The sequence below is a fragment of the Campylobacter sp. BCW_6465 genome (assembly GCF_001762815.1).
In the GTDB taxonomy this organism is placed as follows: domain Bacteria; phylum Campylobacterota; class Campylobacteria; order Campylobacterales; family Campylobacteraceae; genus Campylobacter_D; species Campylobacter_D jejuni.
The window spans coordinates 1-1,006 of the sequence record NZ_MJXN01000069.1; the positions used below are offsets into that span (position 1 = coordinate 1).

The 1,006-nt window shown below is 29.4% G+C and carries 1 pseudogene; it reads left to right on the forward strand.

Going from position 1 to position 1,006, the window contains the following annotated elements:
• Window positions 1-184 (forward strand): annotated as a pseudogene (locus tag AJ886_RS10680) (hypothetical protein); the annotation flags it as partial.
• Between the last annotated feature and the right edge of the window lie 822 nt (window positions 185-1,006).

The window sequence follows — 1,006 nt, forward strand, 5'->3', positions numbered from 1 at the left end:
ATTTTATATACCTTGTGGTGTGCTTATAGCTTTGATTATTTTTATAAGCTTAACTTATCATTTTTTACAACGACCTTTAGAGCTTATCTTTTGGGATAGATATGATATATCGAAATTATCTATTAATAACAAAGAGAAAAATTTTAAAACAATGAAAACTGTGAATTACTCCTACTTTCGCTAACGCTTAGAAGTAGGAGGTTCCTAACTAAAGCCAAGTATTCTTAGCTAGCTCGAAAGGCTTCTTGTTTATAGCTTACACCTAAATTTTCATATAAAATATTAAAACTTATACAAAAATCTTTCATAAATTGTTTCAGAAGTTAAAGAGTTTGTTTGGTAAATTACATTAAGGGTTTAAGCCGCAGGCTGACCCCCTACGGCTAAATTGTGAAACCCCTGAAAGGAGGTACATAAAACTCATTCTAGTGGTTATTATACTGCTTTGTTTATTTATAGTCAAGGCATATTAACCAAGCTCAATTTTTGGGGCAACTGGAGTGGGTTACTTGCGGTATCAAACAAACTTTTAACTAAGCTTCTCTCCTTCTATTGAATTTCTATATTTTTTTATATTTTCAATATTTGCACCAAATAAAAATGAAGGTGCAAAAAACAAAGTGCTAAAGAATAACAAGTAAAATCTTTTCATGGACTGTTTTAAGAAGTTAAAGAGTTTGTTTTTGGTATAATTGCATAAGGGTTAATGCCAAAGGGGCGGCAACCCCTTTAGCATTCAATCACGCCCAAAAAGGAGGTGATACAGAATGTTAAACAAAATTATAGTAATAATTATACTACTTTGTATAATTATAGTCAAGTGTTATTAACACTTGTTTTTCCCTTTTTTAAAGGGGGCTATAATTTTCCCTTTGGCTTACCCAACAAACTTTTTAACTAAGCTTCTCTCCTTCTATTGAATTTCTATATTTGAAAAATTTTATTTTTTAAAAAGTATATGTTTTTTGTATTATTAATTTTTCAAGTATATTCTTTTGGTTATTTT